Genomic DNA, 18,965 nt, shown 5'->3' with positions numbered 1-18,965 from the left:
GCTTCACCCGCAGTAAGGTTCAATGGTCCCGGACTCGCCGAAGGAGGGGCCGACCATTTACAAGAAGCTTCGCGACCTGGCGTACAGGCTCTATGCCCGCCGGGTGGAGTACCGCCTCGACACCGACCAGGTGCCCAAGCACATCGGTGTGATCCTGGACGGCAACCGGCGCTGGGCGCGGGCCTCGGGCGGCACGACGGAGCAGGGCCATCAGGCGGGCGCGGAGAAGATCCGCGAGCTGCTCGGCTGGTGCGAGGAGACGGACGTCAAGGTCGTCACGCTGTGGCTGCTCTCCACGGACAACCTCAACCGCGCGGAGAACGAGCTCCTGCCGCTGCTCGGCATCATCGAGGACACCGTGCGGGACCTGGCCGCCGACGGCCGCTGGCGCGTCCACCACGTCGGCCAGCTGGATCTCCTGCCGGACCGTACGCAGCAGGTACTGAAGAAGGCCGAGGAGAAGGCCGGCGACATCGACGGGGTGCTGGTCAACGTGGCCGTCGGCTACGGCGGCCGACAGGAGATCACCGACGCCGTCCGCTCGCTGCTCGCCGACCGTGCCGCGGGCGGTACGAGGCTGGACGAGCTGGCGGAGACCCTGACTGTCGAGGACATCTCCGAGCACCTCTACACCCGTGGCCAGCCCGATCCGGACCTGGTCATCCGCACCAGCGGCGAGCAGCGGCTGTCGGGCTTCATGCTCTGGCAGAGCGCCCACTCGGAGTACTACTTCTGCGAGGTTTTCTGGCCGGCCTTCCGCAAGGTCGATTTCCTGCGTGCCCTGCGTGATTACGCGGCACGCCACCGGCGCTACGGGAACTGACCCGAGCCCCTCCGAGCATCGGTGCGCCAGGCCCCGGAGAGGCCCGTCTCCCGGCACTGGAGCGCGTTCCGGCCCGTGAGCAGGGCCAGGTCCCCGGCAGGGGTTGTCGAGGTCACCCTGGCGGGGCGCTCCGCATATGCCATTGCATGCTTGCGCTCACCCGGGGGAATATCCCCTCATGGCTGGTGCCCTCCACAGGCTCCGGCCGCCGGGAGGCCCGATTGCAGACCACGGACCGCCGCAGGAGTTCTGCGGCGACTGGGATGTCGCGGAGGGCCGGTGCACGGCCCGCTCCGCGCGGGTCCGGACCGGTCTCTTCCCTTGCGACGCCGTCGCACCCCGACCTCTTCCGAGGGGGTTCGTCCACCCGTGGTGACAAGCAAAAAGCGCAACGAAGCCGACCGGCGCACGTATGTCATCGACACCAGCGTGCTGCTCGCAGACCCGATGGCGATGGACCGATTCGAGGAGCACGAAGTCGTGCTGCCCGTCGTCGTCGTGACCGAGTTGGAGGCAAAGCGGCATCACCCGGAACTGGGCTATTTCGCCCGGCAGGCGCTGAGGAGGCTGGATGAATACCGCGTCAAGTACGGCCGCCTGGACGCCCCCCTTCCGATCGGCGACGTGGGCGGTTCGCTCCGCGTCGAGCTGAACCATTCGGACCCGGGTGTCCTCCCCGCCGGCTTCCGGCTGGAGGACAACGACTCGCGGATCCTCGCCGTGGCGAGGAACCTCCAGGCAGAGGGGTTCGACGTCACTGTCGTCTCCAAGGATCTGCCGCTGCGCATCAAGGCGTCGTCCGTCGGGCTTCACGCGGAGGAGTACCGCGCGGAGCTCGCCATCACCGAGTCCGGCTGGACCGGCATGTCCGAGCTGACACTGCCGGGGGAGGAGATCGACGAACTCTTCGCCGCCGAGAGCGTGTTCGTGGCGGAGGCCGCCGAACTCCCCGTCCACACGGGCCTGGTGCTCCACTCGGAGAAGGGGAAGGCGCTGGGGCGGGTCACGCCGCAGGGCCGTATCAAGCTCGTACGGGGCGACCGCGAGGCGTTCGGAATCAAGGGCCGCAGCGCCGAGCAGCGCATCGCTCTGGACATGCTGCTGGACCCCGAGGTGGGCATCATCTCCATGGGAGGCCGAGCCGGTACGGGCAAGAGTGCGCTCGCGCTCTGCGCCGGGCTGGAGGCGGTGCTGGAGCGCCGTCAGCACCGGAAGGTGATGGTCTTCCGTCCGCTGTACGCGGTCGGCGGCCAGGATCTCGGCTATCTGCCGGGCACCGAGGCCGAGAAGATGAACCCGTGGGCGCAGGCCGTCTTCGACACGCTCTCCGCGGTCACGAGCCGCGAGGTGATCGAGGAGGTCGTCGAGCGGGGCATGCTCGAGGTGCTGCCGCTCACGCACATCCGCGGCCGGTCGCTGCACGACGCGTTCGTGATCGTCGACGAGGCGCAGTCGCTGGAGCGGAACGTGCTGCTGACGGTTCTCTCCCGGATCGGCGCCGGATCACGGGTCGTTCTCACCCATGACGTGGCACAGCGGGACAATCTGCGCGTGGGAAGGTACGACGGAGTCGTCGCCGTGGTGGAGAAGTTGAAGGGGCACCCCCTCTTCTCGCACATCACGCTCAGCAGGTCCGAAAGGTCGCCGATCGCGGCGCTTGTGACGGAGATGCTCGAAGAGACACACATCTGAGGGGAGTCATCCCGTTTGCCGGGTGTCAGGCGCCGGCCGTCCTCAAGGGCGGCCGGCGTCAACGCTGTTCAACGGCTTTTCCGCCCTCGTTCCCTCGTTCGGGGGACCGTTGGGCCGCGGCACTTTAGACCCTGGAACCGCCGCGCGCGCGTGTTTCCGGGCAATGTGACAGCCAAACCAGGTGTGACCTATCCCACTCAACACAGAATTGCCTCAGCCCACTCGCTTCCGGCAGGGTGTGGTTCCTGTCAGGCCCCGCATACGGCACACCGGTACCAGCAATGGTGCTGCACCACAGAGCAATACAGAACTGAAAAGCAGTCACGCCGTATGCCGCCCGAAGAACCACGCGGCCCTCCCAGCCCAAGGAGGGTCCTACGGGCCCGTATCTCCGGTGACGAGTTCCAGGAGGTCAGCGCCAGGGGCACGATCGGCGCCCGCGCGGTCATCGAGCGGGCACGTTGGAAGGAAACCGTGTGACTCGGATCTCCGTCCGGGGATTCGCAGTGGCGTCCGCCACCGCGGTCACCACCGTCGGCGCTGTCGTCGGTGTGGCCTCCGGAAGTCAGCAGGGTCAGACGACGAACGATGTCGAGGCCACCGCTGCTGACTCGACGCTCCTCGAAGACATACCGGCGGGTCAGCAGGCCCGGGTACAGACCGCTTCCCTGACGCAGCAGGCGGACACCGCCCACGCCGAGGCGAAGAAGGCCGCAGCGGAAGAAGCGCGCAAGAAGGCAGCCGAGAAGGCCGCGGCCAAGAAGGCGGCCGAGGAGAAGGCGGCCAAGGAGCGCGAGGCCGCCGAAGCGAGCCGTTCCGCCGCTCGCGCGGACGCAGGCGACTTCCCCGCGCAGTCCTCGTACACGGTTGCCGAAGTCAAGTCGATGGCCCAGAAGATCGTCGGCGGGTCCAACTTCCAGTGCTTCTCGGAGATCGTGGAGCGCGAGTCGGGCTGGAACTACCGGGCGAGCAACGCCAGTTCGGGTGCCTACGGGCTCGTGCAGGCGCTCCCGGGTTCCAAGATGGCTTCCGCCGGGGCCGACTGGCGGACCAACCCCGCCACCCAGATCAAGTGGGGCCTGAACTACATGAACGACCGGTACGGCAGCGCTTGCGGTGCCTGGGACTTCTGGCAGGCCAACAACTGGTACTGACCAGGGCGGCCGTTGCGGCCCGGCCCTGAGCCGTACAACTTCACAAGCTTCGACGCTCACCCCCGTTCCGAGCCAGGGCCGGGGGTGAGCGTTTGCCGTGACCGGGTCGTGAACATCATCGTGCCCCCGTCCCGGAAGCAACCTTTACGCCGGTAACGTCGTCACTCAACGGCAGCGGGTCATGTGCCCGGGGGCGGAGGAAGCTGGATGACGAGCAGGGTGGACAGGCTCCGGGACAGCGTGGCGCGCATGGCGGCACGCGTCGCGAAACGGCGCGAGGAGCAGCTGGCGAAGGAGCAGGCGATCACCAGGCCCGGGGGCGGGTCGGGTTCGCAGCCGGACGCTCCCTCTGCTTCAGCGCCCGCCGGACCGCCCGCCACACCCGCCGAACGCCCGACGGGCACCGGGGGCGGCAGGCCCGCGCCGGCCGCGGCGGTGCCCTGGGGGGTGCGGGTCGCGGCCGAGGCAGGGTGGCGGCTGCTGATCCTCGCGGGTGTCGTGTGGGTGCTGATACAGGTCATCAGCTCGATCAGCTTGCTCGTGCTCTCGTTCTCCGCAGGGCTGCTCGTGACCGCGCTGCTGCAGCCGACGGTCGCCCGGCTCAAGCGTCACCGCGTCGCACGCGGATTCGCCACCGCCATCACCTTCATCACCGGCTTCGTCGTGATGGGCCTGGTCGGCTGGTTCGTGGTCTGGCAGGTGACGGAGAACCTGCCGACCCTCACCGAGCGGGTGCAGGACGCCATCGAGGAGGGGAAGCGCTGGGCGATCCAGGGCCCCTTCCACGTGTCGGAGAACCAGGTCAACGATGTCGCCAAGAACCTCAGCCAGTGGCTGGGTGACAACAGCCAGGAGGTCACCTCCGCCGGGCTCGAAGGCGTCACCGTCCTGCTGGAGTTCCTCTCCGGTGCGGTGCTGACGATGTTCATCACCCTCTTCCTGCTCTACGACGGGCCCCGCATCTGGGACTGGTTCCTCAAGCTGGTGCCGCGCGGTGCACGCGAGGGCGTCGCGGGCGCCGGACCGAGGGCGTGGGTCACGCTGACCGGGTACGTACGGGGGACCGTGATAGTCGCCATGATCGACGCGATCTTCATCGGCGTCGGCATCTACATCCTCGAGGTGCCGCTGGCGGTGCCGCTCGCCGTCCTCATCTTCATCTTCGCGTTCGTGCCGATCGTCGGTGCCGTCGTCTCCGGCGCGCTGGCCGTGCTCGTCGCGCTCGTCACCAACGGGCCTTTGACGGGGCTGCTCGTACTCGGTGTGGTGCTTCTCGTGCAGCAGATCGAGAGCCACATCCTCCAGCCGTTCATCCTGGGCCGGCTGGTGCGGGTGCATCCGCTGGCCGTGGTGCTGGCGGTCACCGGCGGCAGCCTCATCGCGGGGATTCCCGGAGCGGTCGTCGCGGTGCCTCTCGTCGCGGTGCTCAACACGGTGACGAGCTATCTGCGGGCGTACTCCGAGGGGCAGGCCATGGGCGTACCGCTTCCGGCGGGACCGGCCATCGCGGGCGGTGCCGGACCTGGCGACGCCGCAGCCGCCGGCGCCGGAACGGGCAAGCCCGGCAAGGGCCATGGGGGCAGGACGGGCCGTGGCACGGGTGTCTCGACGGAGCCGGGCGCGCCCCCGACGGAGTCCGCGGACGGGCCGCCGCCTCCGGAGGACGGTCCTGGCACGGGTGAGCCGAAGGGGCCCGACGGCCCGCGGAAGTAGCGCGCGGGCCCGCCCCTGGCCCTGCCGTGCGGTAGCGGTGCGGGCCCCGGCGTGGCCGGCTGAAGTGCCCTCGTCCGGACGGCAGCTCGGGTTCGTGCCGGGTGCTGTGTCCGGAACGGGCCGGGCTCGGCGGTCCCTTGGGCGTCGGGCCGGGTCAGTAGGGCGCTTTCCGCCGCTCCATGTACCGCTTGAGGCGGTGGTGGTCCGCTGCGCTCCAGCCGTCGGGCGGTGCGACCGCGGTCCATGCCTCGACCGAGCCGGTCCCGTAGCGGTGTCCGTGCGGGGCGTCGACGTCGTAGGAGACGGCGAGGTCCACCGTCGTCTGCCAGAAGGTGACGAAGGGGAACCAGCCGACCTCCTCCGTGATGTCCGGCCCGAGCGGTTCACGCAGCCAACGCGGCCGCTCTATCGCCAGGCTCCACGACCACCACGCGATCGGGTCTGAGGCGTTCTGGAGATGGACCACCCGCGGTTCTTGCCACGGCCCTCGGGGGCGGGCCAGGTCCTTCGCCGGCCACTGCGCGAAGCGGAAGTGCCTGCCGCGCTCGTACTGCGGGCGCCACACCGGGCTGCCGGCGTCGCGGTGAGCGGTGATCTCCCTGCGGATCGGTGAGTAGCCGGGCGTGCCGGCCAGGAAGGCGCCGTCCACCTTCGAGAGCAGATCGCCCGGGCCGTCGAAGGCCGCCTCTATCCCGTACGCGCCGAGGCTCTCGCCGAAGACGAGCAGCCGGGGACGGCCGTTCACCGGCTCCTCCAGCCAGCGCTCCCGAACGGCCTTCACCAGCGCCCGGTTGGCCCGCCCGGCCTGTTCCTTGTCGACGACGAAGGAGAGCCAACTGGGCAGGAACGAGTACTGCATCGCGACGATGGCCGTGTCGCCGCCGTGCAGGTACTCCAGCGGCTCGGCGTCCGTCGAGTTGACCCAGCCCATGCCGGTCGTGCCCGCGATCGCCAGCACCTCGCGGTCGAACCCGCCCGTGCGCTCCAGTTCCGCCACGGCCAACTCGGCGCCGGCCTCGTAGGCTTCGGCCTCGTTCGCGCCCCCGCCCTCGAACGCGCGTCTGCCCACGTACACCCGCACCGGCTCCTTGGCCGTGCGGTGCGTGACCTGGCTGATCCGGCGGGCGGTGGGCGTGGAGCCGGTGAAGTTGCGGCCCTGATAACCCAGTTCACGCCAGGTGACCAGGGAGTGAGGGCTTCCCGAGACGAAGCGGGAGCCCGACTGGACGACGCCGTCCTTGGTGCCGCGGTCCGTGCTCTCCGCCACCTGAGCCACCACGTCGACGACCCCGCGGTCGAAGACCACGTCCCGCGTGCCCACGACCACCGCCGTCGCGCTGATCAGCAGTCCGGCGACGACGGCGACCGGACGCGGCACGAAGCGGCACAGGCCCCGTATCAGCGTGCGGGTGCCCAGCCGTACGGCGCGGGCCAGGAACAGCAGCAGACCGCAGAGGGTCAGCGCCATCAGGGTGATCATCATGGAGTGCCACGTCAGCGTCTCGGGGAGATCCTGCAGAGCCCTCAACTCCCGCTGCATGCGGGCGCTTTCGGACAGGGCGAGGACGGTGAGTCCGAGAGCGGCCACGTAGTACGCCTGCCAGGCGCGGGCCCGGGCGCGCTCGCTCACGAGCCGGGGGAGGCGCCGTCGGCAGGCCGGCAGAAGGGCGAGGCGTACGAGCCGGCCGAGCAGGGCGCCGATCGCATAGCCGATCGCGGCGGTGATGCCGCCGATGACGCCCTGAAGCAGCCAGGGGCGCGGCACCAGGGACGGCGTCAGGGAGAGCCAGAAGAAGACGGTGGCGAGGCACGTACCGCAAAGGTCCGGCCAGCGTCGTACGAGCCAGGCCGGGTCGGGGCGCTGCCAGTACGGGCGACGGGCCACGGCAACAAGCCGGGAGGCGACGGGGCCCAGCCCCCGGCCGAGGCGGGGCGGGGGGCCCGTGGGTTGCGGCTCGCCCTGCGGGCGGTGTTCCGGGGCCGGCTCCGGGTGGGCTTCCGGGTGCCCGGGGCCGGGCGGATGCGCCGGCTGCGGCTTCCCGCCGACGCCGGGACCGGGCCGTGCGATCGGGGCGGTGCCGGTCGCCTGCGCGGTGCTCGTGCCACTGCCCGGGCCCGCCTCCGTGCCCTCGTCCGTGCCCTGGCCCGGGGAGTCGTCCGTGTCTGTTCCCGTCCCCGTGTCGGCGACCGTGACCGCGCCCGCCCGGTCGGGACGAGGTCTCTCCTCCGTCCTGTACGCCATTGTCCGCCCCCACCCCATACCGGAACTTGGTCACCGTTACGGCTGACGCAGTGAGAGGCGAGCGGGTTGAGCGCATATCCGTCCCGAAAACGGGTTGTTCGCACGCAGGCCCGCCCGATAGGGCTGAAGTGGAAGCACGTCACGCAGCGGATCAGGGGGAGTCGCCAATGCCCGCACGCAGGTCCGGTCAGGGGGGCAGGCCGTCGGCCCGGCTCGTACTGGCGGCGGAGGCGGCACGCCTGAGGCAGCGCTCGGGAAGGTCGCTCGGGGAGCTGGCGGCCGCCACGGCGTACGGAACCGCATATCTGCGTCAGCTGGAGCGAGGCGAACTGCTCGGCACGTCCGTGGTGTTCGCGGCCCTTGACGAGGTCTACGGCTCCGGCGGGCACCTGGGCGAGCTGTGGGAGCTGGCCCGGGACGCGGTCTTCCGCGACCGGTTCAGGCGCTTCATGGAGCTGGAGCGACGGGCCACCGTGCGCCACGAGTACGCGGCGGCCACGGTGCCCGGGCTGTTCCAGACCGAGGAGTACGCGCGCGAGCAGCTCCGTACGGCGCGGCTCGGCAACGAGGAGGAGCTGGAGGAGCAGGCCGCCGCCCGGGTCGGCCGTCAGGGCCTGCTCGTCGGCGACGGTGCGCCGCGCTTCGTGGTGGTACTGGACGAGGCCGTGCTGCGGCGGCAGTTGAGGGATCCGGCCGCCTGGAGGAGGCAGCTGGAGCGACTGCTCGAGATCTCGCGCCTGCCCGTGGTCACGTTGCAGGTGCTGCCGTTCGCGTCCGGTCTGCAGCATCTGCTCGGCAGTTCGCTGACGGTGCTGTGGATGCCGGACGGCTCGACCGTGGCCTACACCGAGGGTGCCTGGTCGGGGGAGCTGGTCGAGGGCTGCGAGGACGTGGACAGGCTCCGCCTCTCCTGCGACGTGCTGCGCGACTCGGCGCTTCCGCCGGACCGCTCCGCGGCCTTCATCCGGCGGCTGATGGACGGAACGGAGGGATCGGGTCGAGCGGACGGAGCCTTCGGAACGGAAGGAGACGCATCATGACCGCACGTGCCACCGCACGACTCGCCGCACGCGGGGCCGCGCACGCGGCCGCACACACGGCCCCGCGAGCCACGGAACGCCCTTCCGCGCTCGCGCCTGGCGGCGCCGGAGGCGCGGGCTGGCAGACCTCCAGCCACAGCAACGCGGAGGGCGGCAACTGCGTCGAGGTCGCTCACGGCACCCGGGGCGGCTGCGTCGGCGTCGTTCCCGTCCGGGACAGCAAGCGCCCGCGCGGGCCCGCGCTGGTCTTCGGGCCCGGTGCCTGGTCGTCCTTCGTCGATGCGCTGAAGGGGCGCAACCGGGCCCCGGGGCCCGGGGGTTCCGTGAGCGGTCAGTAGTCGGCAATCGGACCTACTGCGCGAGCGTGCCGAGTGACTGCCATTCCTTTGACGGGGCACAGGGTTGGACCTGGTCCAAGTCGCTCGGCCGCGGTGGACGAGGCCGTGCGGGCGGGGCCTGGGCACCGAACCCGTTCACGGGAGGAAACTCCATGTCGGACCGCACGACCACCAACAACGCCGGCATCCCGGTCGAGAGCGACGAGCACTCGCTCACCGTGGGCCGGGACGGCCGGACCCTGCTCCAGGACCACTACGTGATCGAGAAGATGGCCCAGTTCAACCGGGAACGGGTTCCCGAACGTGTGGTTCACGCCAAGGGTGCCGGAGCCTGCGGGGCCTTCGAAGTCACGAACGACGTCAGCCAGTTCACCGAGGCGGACCTCTTCCAGCCGTGACGACGACTGGGGTCAGGGGGCACACAGGTCCGGCACGTCCTGGACGGCGCGGCCCGTGACCGGCTGGTGGACAACGTCTCCGGGTATCTGCTCGACGACGTCAGCAGGCCGGTGCTGGAACGCGCGCTCCAGTACTGGGCGGAACGTCGACAAGGACCTCGGCGACCGCATCTCCGCGAGCGTCGACGGGCGCTGATCCGGCGGTCCGGCCGGCCTCCGGCGGAGGACCGGCGTGCTCCGCCGGCTCCGCCGGGGAACCCGGGCGCGGCGGACCAACTCGGCGGCAAGGGCCCCGGTCTGAGGGACCATTCGCAGGTCAGGGCTCTGTTCCCGGAATCTATACACGGGATGTATACCCCTGATGTATAGTCCCCGCCATGTCCATCAGCCACACGCTGCTAGGCCTCCTGGAGGAGTCCGGTCCCCGCCACGGCTACGACCTCAAGCGGGCCTTCGACGAACGCTTCGGGCACGACCGCCCACTGCACTACGGGCAGGTCTACTCGACGATGTCGCGCCTGCTGAAGAACGGCCTCGTCGAGGTCGACGGGATCGAGCCGGGCGGCGGGCCCGAACGGAAGCGGTACGCCATCACCGACGCGGGCATCACCGACGTCGCCGAATGGCTCTCGCGCCCCGAGAAGCCGGAGCCGTACTTGCAGAGCACCCTCTACACGAAGGTCGTGCTCGCCCTTCTCACCGGGCGGGACGCCGGCGAGCAGCTGGACACCCAGCGGGCGGAGCATCTGCGCCTGATGCGCGAGCTCACCAAGCGCAAACAGGGTGGGGATCTGGCGGACCAACTCATCTGCGACCACGCGCTCTTCCACCTCGAAGCCGACTTGCGGTGGCTGGAGCTGACGGCCGCGAGGCTCGACAAGCTGGCCACGGAGGTACGGCAATGACGTCAACCACATCGACTGCGTCGGCGGGACACGGGCGGACCGCGACGTCCACGGCGACGGCCGGGGCCCAGGACGCGTCCACCGCTTCGGAGTTCCTGCTCGCCGCGAGCGGGCTGCACAAGACCTACGGCTCGACCGCCGCCCTCGACGGCGCCGACTTCTCGATCCGCTCCGGTGAGATCGTGGCCGTCATGGGCCCCTCGGGGTCCGGCAAGTCGACGCTGCTGCACTGCCTCGCCGGCATCGTCCAGGCGGACGCCGGCACGGTGACGTACCGCGGGCAGGAGCTGACCGCGATGAACGACGCGAAGCGCAGCGCCCTGCGCCGCTCCGACTTCGGCTTCGTCTTCCAATTCGGGCAGCTGGTGCCCGAGTTGACGTGCCTGGAGAACGCTTCGCTGCCGCTGCGTCTCGCGGGCTTCGGCCGCAAGGAGGCAGAGTCGCGTGCCGCGGCGTGGCTGGAGCGTCTGGAGGTCGAGGACGTACGGCGCAAGCGGCCCGGCGAGGTCTCCGGAGGCCAGGGTCAGCGGGTCGCCGTCGCGCGTGCGCTCGCGTCGGGCCCGCGCGTGCTCTTCGCGGACGAGCCGACGGGCGCGCTCGACTCGCTCAACGGCGAGCGCGTGATGGAGCTGCTGACCGAGGCCGCCCGTGAGACCAAGGCGGCGGTCGTGCTCGTCACGCACGAATCGCGGGTCGCCGCCTACTCGGACCGCGAGGTCGTCGTACGGGACGGCCGCGCCCGGAGCATGGCGGGCGCCCTGTGAGCGCGGCGGGCACGAGGGAGGAGCAGCGCGCGGACGAGCATTCCGGGGAGGCCGGACCGGCGGGACCAGCCGGACCGGCCCGGACAGGAGGAACCGGCACCGCTGCGCCAGGGCGTGGCAGCGGTGCCGCCGGTCCCCGTGAATGGGCTCGCGATCTGGCTCTGGGCGCGCGCTTCGCGACGAGCGGCGGCCGGCAGGGGTGGCTCCGTACCCTGCTGACCGCGGTGGGCGTCGCGCTCGGTGTCGCCGTGCTGCTGCTCGCGGCGGCGGTGCCGGAGATCGTCCGCGGCAACGACACCCGCAGCGAGGCGCGTTCGGGCGCGTTCAACGAGAGCAGCGAGAGCGCAGAGCGCGGCCCGTACTCGGTCCTCGGCAAGGACGCCAACAACCGCTGGAACGGCAACGAGTTGTACGGGCGGTTGCTGCAGGCCGAGGGGTCCAGTCCGGCCACTCCCCCCGGGCTGGACCACATACCGGCACCCGGTGAGATGGCCGTCTCGCCGGCGTTGAAGAGAGTGCTCGAATCCCCGGAGGGCGAGCACCTGCGGAAGCGGCTCGACGCGAAGGTCGTCGGCACCATCGGCGACGAGGGCCTGCTCGGCCCGTACGAACTCGCCTTCTACAAGGGCGTGGACGACCTGTCGGTGTCCGAAGGGGCCCAACGGGTCAACAAGTTCGGCAGCCCGCAGGACGAAGAGCCGATGGACCCCGTGCTGGTGCTGCTCGTCGTCGTGGCGTGCGCGGTGCTGGTGATGCCGGTCGCCATCTTCATCGCCACCGCCGTACGCTTCGGCGGCGAGCAGCGCGATACCAGACTCGCCGCGCTGCGGCTCGTCGGAGCCGACATCGCGAGCGCCCGCCGGATGGCGGCGGGCGAGACGCTGGTGGGGGCACTGATGGGGCTGGTGCTCGGCGGCTGGTTCTTCCTGCTGGGGCGGGCGTTCATCGGCAACGTCGAGGCGTTCCGGATCAGCGTCTTCCCGGAGGACGTCACTCCGGGCCTGTGGCTCGGGCTGCTGATCGTGGCCGGGGTGCCCGTGACGGCCGTGGCCGTCACCATCTTCGCGCTGCGCGGCGTCGCCATCGAACCGCTGGGCCTGGTGCGCAAGAGCGAGCAGCGCAAGCGGCGTCTGTGGTGGCGCCTGCTGCCCCCGGTGGGCGGCGCGGCGCTGCTGCTTCCTCTCGCCGGATCGCTGGACGGCGGCGGCGGTTCGGTCGACGAGTTCCGGATCAGCTCTGGTGTGGTGCTGCTGCTCAGCGGCATCGTCCTGCTGCTGCCGTGGCTGGTGGAGCGCATCGTGGGCCGGCTCCGCGGCGGACCGGTCTCCTGGCAGCTCGCCACCCGCAGGCTCCAGCTCAGCAGCGGCAACGCAACCCGCGCGGTCAGCGGGATCACCGTCGCCGTGGCGGGGGCGATCGCCCTCCAGTTGCTCTTCTCCGTCGTCGAGAGCTCGCAGACGAGCGACAGCGCGGCGAGCCGGGGCAAGAGCTACGTGGACATCTACGGGCCGCACACCACCCCCGCAGACACCAGGGAACTCACCGACCGGATGAGGCGCACCCCGGGCGTGGAGAAGGCACACGGCTATCTGCAGTCGTGGGTCGAGGCCAAGGGGGTCGAGGACGGCGTCGGCATCACCGTCGGCAGCTGTGAGACGCTCCGTGCGGTGGCCCGCATCGGCGAGTGCCGCGACGGTGACTCCTTCCTCGTCCGCCCCCCGAAGAGCCTCATCAAGGAGCGGGGAGGCGCGCCGCCTCCGCTGAAGCGCGGTACACCCCTGAAGCTCGACAAGGCTCCGGGCGACGGCGGCAAGAGCAGGTACGCCTGGAAGGTGCCCCGTTCGGCCCGTACGGTCCAGGGGATCGAGCTGCCGAACGGCGGAGCTGTGGACGGCCTGGTGGTCACGCCCTCGGTGCTCTCCGAGAAGCGGCTGGACACCCCCTCGTACCAGGGCGGCGTGCTCATGGAACGCAGCACCGAGGCCCTGGAGGCGCTCCGGACGACCGTCTTCCACACCGACCCGTCCTACACCCTCTGGGAGAACGCCGATCAGGACACGGTCGGGGAAGTCCGGGCCCTCAAGAACGCGGTACTGGCTGCGTCGATGGCGGTGCTGCTGCTGATCGCCGCCAGCATGGTCGTTTCGATGCTGGAGCAACTGAGGGAGCGCAAGCGGCAGTTGTCGGTCCTCGTCGCCTTCGGCACCAGGCGCTCCACGCTGGGCGCCTCGGTGTTGTGGCAGACGACGCTGACGGTGGTGCTCGGCATCGGGATGGCGGTGGTCTTCGGACTCGGCCTGGGATGGGTGCTGTTGCGGATGGTCGGCGACGCGAAGCCGGACTGGCTCGTCTTCCTGCCGTCCGCCGCCGCCGGTGCGGGGGTGATTGCGCTCGTGACGCTGATCAGCCTGCCGTTCCTGTGGCGCATGATGCGGCCGGACGGGCTGCGCACGGAGTGATCCGCCGGGCGGTCTCCGGGGCCACCCGGGGGCCGCCGTACTCCGCCGCACCCCCGGCGCACGGTTCCGGCCAGGCCCCCATGCTGGCCGGGACCGTGTTTTCGCGCTAAAGTGATATCACTTTGCTAGACAGCGAGGGCGGCACCCTGCCGCCGCTCGGCCGAACGGATACGGGGGAACCCCTATGTCAGCGCAGGACCCGGCACATAACTCACCGAAGACACCCGACGCGGAACTCGAACCACAGGACGTCCCCGAGATGCCCGACCCCGAGGTCCGCGAGGTCACCGCGCACAGCATCCCCGGCGGCCTCGCCCTCCTCCTCGGCCTGATCGGCTTCCTCCTGGGCGTCGGAGGCATAGTCCTCGGCGGCGGCCTCGCGTCGGGCGGCTCCGTCGGCCCGGGCGCGACGCTGATCGTCGTCGGCGTACTGGTGCTCATCGGCTCGGTGTTCGCCATGTGCGGCCTGAACATGGTCGCGCCCGGCGAGGCCCGCGTCGTCCAGCTCTTCGGGCGCTACACCGGCACGATCCGCACCGACGGCCTGCGCTGGGTCAACCCGCTCACCAGCCGCAGCAAGGTCTCCACGCGTGTGCGGAACCACGAGACCGCAGTCCTCAAGGTCAACGACGCCTACGGCAACCCGATCGAGCTCGCGGCGGTCGTGGTGTGGCAGGTCAAGGACACCGCTCAGGCGACCTTCGCGGTGGACGACTTCGTCGAGTTCGTCGCCACCCAGACCGAGGCCGCCGTGCGTCACATCGCCATCGAGTACCCCTACGACGCGCACGAAGAGGACGGCCTCTCCCTGCGCGGCAACGCCGAAGAGATCACGGAGAAGCTCGCCGCGGAACTGACCGTGCGGGTGGAGGCGGCAGGGGTGAGGATCGTCGAGTCCCGCTTCACGCACCTCGCCTACGCGCCGGAGATCGCCTCGGCCATGCTCCAGCGGCAGCAGGCCGGCGCGGTGGTCGCGGCACGCAAGACGATCGTCGAGGGCGCGTGCGGCATGGTCGAGGACGCCATCACGCGTATCGCGGCACAGGACTTCGTCGAGCTCGACGAGGAGCGCAGGGCCTCGATGGTCAGCAATCTGCTCGTCGTGCTCTGCGGCGACCGCTCGCCGCAGCCGGTGCTGAACACGGGGACCCTCTACCAGTGACCGACCCCCCTGAACGCGACGGGTCCGCGGAGACCGCGGAGTCCGTGCCGTCCCCGGACGGCACGGACGGCGGCCCCGCGGACGCCCCGCGCGAGAGATCCAGCAGGGTCCAACGGCAGCGCAAACAGGTGCTGTTGAGGCTCGACCCGGCCATGTACGAGGCGATCACGCGCTGGGCCGCCGACGAGTTGCGCTCCACCAACGCCCAGATCGACTATCTGCTGCGCAAGGCGCTCTCCGAGGCGCGCCGTCTGCCCCGCAACGCCCGGCCCCATCCGCGCCGGGGCCGCCCGCCGCGCGAGGAGTGAACCGCGCCACCCTGCGGCCCCCGCACGGGGCCCGGCACACCCCGAACAGCGCAGCAGGCCTCGCAGCCCCGCAGCGGCCCCGCCGATACTTCAGGTGAGAAGCGGTGTCTGCCTGTCTCCGGAGCGGAGGTGCCGTCCCGGCGGGCACCAGGCCGAGGGGAAGGCGCGGAATGGTGGCTGACAACCCCGACTGGCTGAGCGACCTGCTGGAGTCCGTGCAGGTGGCGCCGCCGGTGAGGTCCGTGGCCGTACTCGCGCGCATTCTCAAGGAACAGTTCTCCGCGGTGGACGTGGCCTTCCTGATCACCGACTTCGGAGGGAACGCGGTGGTCCGGCTGACCGGAGCCCCGGAGGAAGGCGTCACGGGTCCCCCGGAGAAGCTGCTCCTGGAGGGCACCGTCTACGGGAGGGCGATCGTCTCTCAGCAGCCCTGGGTCGGGAGCCCGGAGGAGCCCGGGGAGGGCGCGGAGGGGAAGGCAGGCCGCACGAAGGTCGTCGTGCCGGTGAGCGACAGGGGCGACTCGATCGGCCTGCTCGAGATGACTCTGCCCGCCCCTCCCGGCCACCGGACGCTGGAGCTCCTCGGAGAGGCCGCGCACGCCCTCGCCTACGTCGTGATCGTCAACAGGCGTTTCACCGACCTCTTCGAGTGGGGCCGGCGCACGACGCGGCTCTCCCTGGCATCGGAGATCCAGCACCGCCTGCTGCCCGACTCCTTCACCTGCGACGCGGGACCCTTCATCGTCGCGGGGTCGCTGGAGCCCGCGGCCCACGTCGGCGGTGACACCTTCGACTACACGCTCAACCGCACCGGCCTCTTCCTCTCGCTCACCGACGCCATGGGGCATGACGTGCGCGCCGCACAGCTCGCGTCGGTGGTCGTGGCGGCCATCCGCAACGCCCGTCGCGCAGGTCTCGGTCTCGTCGACCAGGCGGAGGCCGCCAACGCGGCGGTCGTCGAGCACGCGGTGCAGGAGCACCGGGTCGTGATGGACGAGTCGGCGCAGGTCAAACGCGCGCTCGCCGAGCACGGCGCACCGGCCATGGTCACCGGACAACTGCTTTCGGTGGACTTCGACACCGGCCGGACCGCCGTCATCAACGCCGGGCACGTGTGGCCACTGCTGCTGCGCGACGGCCGGGCCGAGGAGCTGACGCTGCTCGTCGACCTCCCCTTCGGCATCTCCCCGGAGGCCTCCTACCGGGTCCAGAGCGTCGATCTGCTTCCCGGCGACCGGCTGGTACTCATCACGGACGGCATGCTGGAGCCGGAGGGCGAGCACGCCACCTTGACGGAGCTCATCGAAGAGACAGGGTCGATGCACCCCCGGGAGGCCGTCCGTGCCTTCACGCAATCCGTGCTGGAGCGCACCGACCACGACCCGAGGGACGACGCCACGGTGCTGTGCCTGGAGTGGTCCAGGCCCGCATGGTCGGGACGCGACGTCTGACCCGTAGCTCTCGCCTGCCCGCCCGTCCTGCCCCCGGGTCTGCCGGGGCCGCTACGAAAGGACGTTGCGCAGCGCACAGGTGATCGCGGCCCGTATGGCTTCGGGCGGGGACTGGGAATGCTGCTCGGCCACCGTCACAACAGTTCCGGCCACTGTATGCAGTTCGGTGCCGGAGCTCCTCGCGACGCCGGTCAGGATGCCCGCGGCCACCTGTGCCGAGCAGTTGTGTGCCGCCATCAAGGTGCCCTGAGCCCGGCAGATCATCTCTTGGCACGCAACGTGCTGGCGCATGCGATCGACATCGTCCTCAACGTGCTCTGCACAGTTCACAGTTGCCCCACCTCTGTGCACAGGAGTAACCGGGTGGCCGGAACGCGCGCCCGATGCCGTGAAGACAATCACAGAGTGTGCCCTCATGGCCACCGTGAGAGTCCCCGGTTTGACTTCCGGGGTGCTTTCTGGCACGAGGACGGCGGGGAAGGGACACCTCGTCAGGGTTCGTCCGCCCATGGCCGACCCGGAGGCGGGAGCTGGAACTCGCTCACGGGGGAGGGGGATTCAGCCGGCTCCCGGGGCCGGGTCTCTTCGGACGCGTGCCGGCCGGCCCGCGTCCGGCCGTCAGCCGGCGTCGTCGAGGACCTCACGCAGTCTGCGTGCGAAGGCCTCGGGCTGGCCGGCGTAGCCGAACTCGCCGCCGAGGAAGCCGCCGTGGTGGCTGGGGAACACCGTCGCCTGCGTTCCGAGCAGCTGCGCCATGGCCACGGAGGTGCGTCCGGTGAAGGTGTCCCCGGTCTCCTCGCCGACCGCGATCACGATCCTCGTCGGTGCCGCGGCGAGCGCGTCGAGGTCGGGACGGTAACTGCTCACCGCCCAGGCCCGGTCGGAGAGCAGCGGGTCGTCGCGGGAGCCGTCGTCCTCCGCGGGCATCCCGAAGTCGGCGGGATCCGGGGCGGGGCGGGCGAAGTAGTCGTCGGTGAACTCGCCCGGCCACGACGTCATCGCGATGAAGGCGGCCATGCCGGCGCCCCGGCCCTTGTTCTCGTAGGCGTCGCGGAATCCGGCGCGTGCGCGCTCGGCGGCCTTCGCGTCGGGAAGCACGGGGATGAGGGGCGGCTCGTGCGCCACGAGCGTGGTCACGTCGCCGGGACGGTCCGCCACGAGGGCGAGCGCGGTCACCGCACCGCCGCTGCTCGCGAACATCTCCACGGGCCCGGCGCCGAGCGCTTCGATGACGGCGTGCACGTCGGCGGCCTGCGTCGTGGGCACGTGGTCGGTCCGGCCGTCCTTGCGGGTGCTTCTGCCCAGGCCGCGCGGGTCGTAGGTGACCACGGTGCGGTCGGGGAAGTGCGACGCCAGGGTGCTGAAGCCGGCGGCCTCCATCGGCTGACCGATCATGACCAGAGGGGGGTGTCCGCCGGCGGCCGGCAGCGGACCGTGGACGTCGTAGGCGAGGTCGACCTCGGGGGTCTCGAGTATGTGTGCATTCATGAACGGGCTGACTCCCCCGCGGCCGGAAATTCATCGGATCCGGCGCCCGGCCCGGCGTAGGCGCCCCGGCCTCGTCCCGCGAGCGTGGCCTGCCGTCCCCGGAGGATGGCGGGCCTTCGGAGCGGCGGGACCCGCGACTGTTGTGATCACTGAGTCATGTGGGACTCTGAGTGCTGGTCAACGCCCGATGTGCGATCACCGAGTTGGGCATTTCTCGCGTAAGGAGTGCACGTTGCTCACCGTAGGTGACGGGTTCCCCGGGTTCGATCCGGCGCGGCTCAGCAACCGGACGCAGGGCGAGGAGACCCCCGACCGCGCCGAGCTGACGGCAGGGGCGTGAGCGAAGCCATGGCCCTCGACGATCTGCGGTCGGCGCTCCCCGGCTACGCCAAGGACCTCGCACGCAACCTCGGCTCCGTCATGGACAGTTCGCCGCTGACGCAGCAGCAGCTGTGGGGCACCGCGCTGGCGTGCGCGATCGCTTCCCGATCCGGCATCGTGCTCCGTGCCCTGGAGCCGGAGGCCAGGGAGAAGCTGAGCCCCGGGGCGTACGAGGCTGCCAAGTCGGCCGCCGCGGTCATGGTGATGAGCAACGTCTTCCACCGCTCCCGGCATCTGCTCTCCGACCCGGAGTACGGCACGCTGCGAGCCGGTCTGCGGATGAACGTCCTGGGTGACCCGGGCGTGGAGAGGACGGACTTCGAGCTGTGGTCGCTCGCGGTCTCCGCGCTGAACGCGTGCGGGCAGTGCCTCGACTCCCACGAACAGGCGCTGCGGAGGGCGGGCGTGGACCGCGAGACCGTCCAGGAGGCGTTCAGGATCGCGGCCGTCCTGCAGGCCGTCGGCACGACGCTGGAGGCCGAGGCGCGGTTCGGGTCCCAGGAGGACTGACGCGTCAGCGGTTCGCCGCGCCCAGGTCCGGCGAGCGTGGACGGTGCCGCCGCCCCGCGCGTCCGCCGGAAGTCGCGCCTTCGCCCGCTCCTGTCGTCCGAAAGTCTCCGGCCGCCTCCGCCGTCTGCCGGGCCCGC

At 70.8% G+C, this 18,965-nt stretch carries 16 protein-coding genes and 1 pseudogene; 14 read left to right on the top strand and 3 right to left on the bottom strand.

All coding sequences use genetic code 11. The features are described 5' to 3' along the window. Window positions 1–22: 22 nt before the first annotated feature. From G4Z16_RS10765 to G4Z16_RS10750, 4 genes are all read left to right on the top strand, one after another. The gene (locus G4Z16_RS10765; protein ID WP_197350609.1) at window positions 23–823 is read left to right on the top strand and encodes an isoprenyl transferase; all 801 of its coding nucleotides are present in this window, start codon (window positions 23–25) and stop codon (window positions 821–823) included. Between the two features lie 369 nt (window positions 824–1,192). Beyond that, window positions 1,193–2,515 carry an RNA 5'-3' helicase PhoH2 gene (phoH2, locus tag G4Z16_RS10760; RefSeq protein WP_197350608.1) on the top strand — a complete coding sequence of 441 codons (1,323 nt, stop codon included), beginning with the start codon at window positions 1,193–1,195 and terminating at the stop codon, window positions 2,513–2,515. Window positions 2,516–2,991: 476 nt separating this feature from the next. Next, the gene (locus G4Z16_RS10755; protein ID WP_197350607.1) at window positions 2,992–3,669 is read left to right on the top strand and encodes an aggregation-promoting factor C-terminal-like domain-containing protein; all 678 of its coding nucleotides are present in this window, start codon (window positions 2,992–2,994) and stop codon (window positions 3,667–3,669) included. Between the two features lie 207 nt (window positions 3,670–3,876). Next, complete coding sequence (locus tag G4Z16_RS10750) at window positions 3,877–5,382, top strand: AI-2E family transporter (protein WP_197350606.1); 1,506 nt, start codon at window positions 3,877–3,879, stop codon at window positions 5,380–5,382. Window positions 5,383–5,536: 154 nt separating this feature from the next. Here the strand turns inward: G4Z16_RS10750 and G4Z16_RS10745 are convergent, their stop codons facing one another. Then, complete coding sequence (locus G4Z16_RS10745) at window positions 5,537–7,624, bottom strand: alpha/beta hydrolase (protein ID WP_197350605.1); 2,088 nt, start codon at window positions 7,622–7,624, stop codon at window positions 5,537–5,539. Between the two features lie 167 nt (window positions 7,625–7,791). On the opposite strand from G4Z16_RS10745, the gene G4Z16_RS10740 reads away from it, so the two are divergent. The 9 genes and pseudogenes from G4Z16_RS10740 (at window position 7,792) to G4Z16_RS10700 (ending at window position 16,449) form a co-directional block, all read left to right on the top strand. Further along, the gene (locus G4Z16_RS10740; protein ID WP_197350604.1) at window positions 7,792–8,664 is read left to right on the top strand and encodes a DUF5753 domain-containing protein; all 873 of its coding nucleotides are present in this window, start codon (window positions 7,792–7,794) and stop codon (window positions 8,662–8,664) included. After that, the gene (locus G4Z16_RS10735; protein WP_197350603.1) at window positions 8,661–9,002 is read left to right on the top strand and encodes a DUF397 domain-containing protein; all 342 of its coding nucleotides are present in this window, start codon (window positions 8,661–8,663) and stop codon (window positions 9,000–9,002) included. The genes G4Z16_RS10740 and G4Z16_RS10735 overlap by 4 nt, the downstream gene beginning before the upstream one ends. Window positions 9,003–9,154: 152 nt before the next feature. Further along, window positions 9,155–9,397, top strand: a pseudogene (locus G4Z16_RS10730) (catalase); the annotation flags it as partial. 380 nt (window positions 9,398–9,777) lie between these two features. Next, on the top strand, window positions 9,778–10,305 hold the full coding sequence (locus tag G4Z16_RS10725; RefSeq protein WP_028434075.1) for a PadR family transcriptional regulator: 528 nt from the start codon (window positions 9,778–9,780) through the stop codon (window positions 10,303–10,305). Continuing rightward, window positions 10,302–11,069 (top strand): ABC transporter ATP-binding protein, encoded by a 768-nt coding sequence (locus G4Z16_RS10720; RefSeq protein WP_197350602.1) that lies wholly within the window; start codon window positions 10,302–10,304, stop codon window positions 11,067–11,069. The genes G4Z16_RS10725 and G4Z16_RS10720 overlap by 4 nt, the downstream gene beginning before the upstream one ends. A gap of 224 nt (window positions 11,070–11,293) precedes the next feature. Beyond that, a complete protein-coding gene (locus G4Z16_RS10715) occupies window positions 11,294–13,528 on the top strand; it encodes an ABC transporter permease (protein ID WP_197350601.1) in 2,235 nt (744 codons plus the stop codon). A 184-nt stretch (window positions 13,529–13,712) separates the two neighbouring features. Further along, a complete protein-coding gene (locus tag G4Z16_RS10710; protein ID WP_197350600.1) occupies window positions 13,713–14,690 on the top strand; it encodes an SPFH domain-containing protein in 978 nt (325 codons plus the stop codon). Between the two features lie 44 nt (window positions 14,691–14,734). After that, the gene (locus G4Z16_RS10705; RefSeq protein WP_425508156.1) at window positions 14,735–14,998 is read left to right on the top strand and encodes a type II toxin-antitoxin system antitoxin; all 264 of its coding nucleotides are present in this window, start codon (window positions 14,735–14,737) and stop codon (window positions 14,996–14,998) included. A 170-nt stretch (window positions 14,999–15,168) separates the two neighbouring features. Beyond that, a complete protein-coding gene (locus G4Z16_RS10700; protein ID WP_197350599.1) occupies window positions 15,169–16,449 on the top strand; it encodes a PP2C family protein-serine/threonine phosphatase in 1,281 nt (426 codons plus the stop codon). Window positions 16,450–16,500: 51 nt separating this feature from the next. On the opposite strand, the gene G4Z16_RS10695 is transcribed toward G4Z16_RS10700, so the two are convergent. Continuing rightward, window positions 16,501–16,779: an ANTAR domain-containing protein gene (locus G4Z16_RS10695; protein WP_197350598.1), complete on the bottom strand. Its 279-nt coding sequence runs from the start codon at window positions 16,777–16,779 to the stop codon at window positions 16,501–16,503. Window positions 16,780–17,067: 288 nt separating this feature from the next. Beyond that, window positions 17,068–17,937 (bottom strand): alpha/beta fold hydrolase, encoded by an 870-nt coding sequence (locus tag G4Z16_RS10690; protein ID WP_197350597.1) that lies wholly within the window; start codon window positions 17,935–17,937, stop codon window positions 17,068–17,070. 348 nt (window positions 17,938–18,285) lie between these two features. Here G4Z16_RS10690 and ahpD point away from each other — a divergent pair, with 348 nt between their 5' ends. After that, window positions 18,286–18,828 carry an alkylhydroperoxidase, AhpD family gene (ahpD, locus tag G4Z16_RS10685; protein WP_197354336.1) on the top strand — a complete coding sequence of 181 codons (543 nt, stop codon included), beginning with the start codon at window positions 18,286–18,288 and terminating at the stop codon, window positions 18,826–18,828. Window positions 18,829–18,965: the final 137 nt, after the last annotated feature.

This window comes from Streptomyces bathyalis (assembly GCF_015910445.1).
In the GTDB taxonomy this organism is placed as follows: domain Bacteria; phylum Actinomycetota; class Actinomycetes; order Streptomycetales; family Streptomycetaceae; genus Streptomyces; species Streptomyces bathyalis.
The sequence above is the reverse complement of the archived record's forward strand: the minus strand, read 5'-3'. Positions and strand labels throughout refer to the sequence as shown.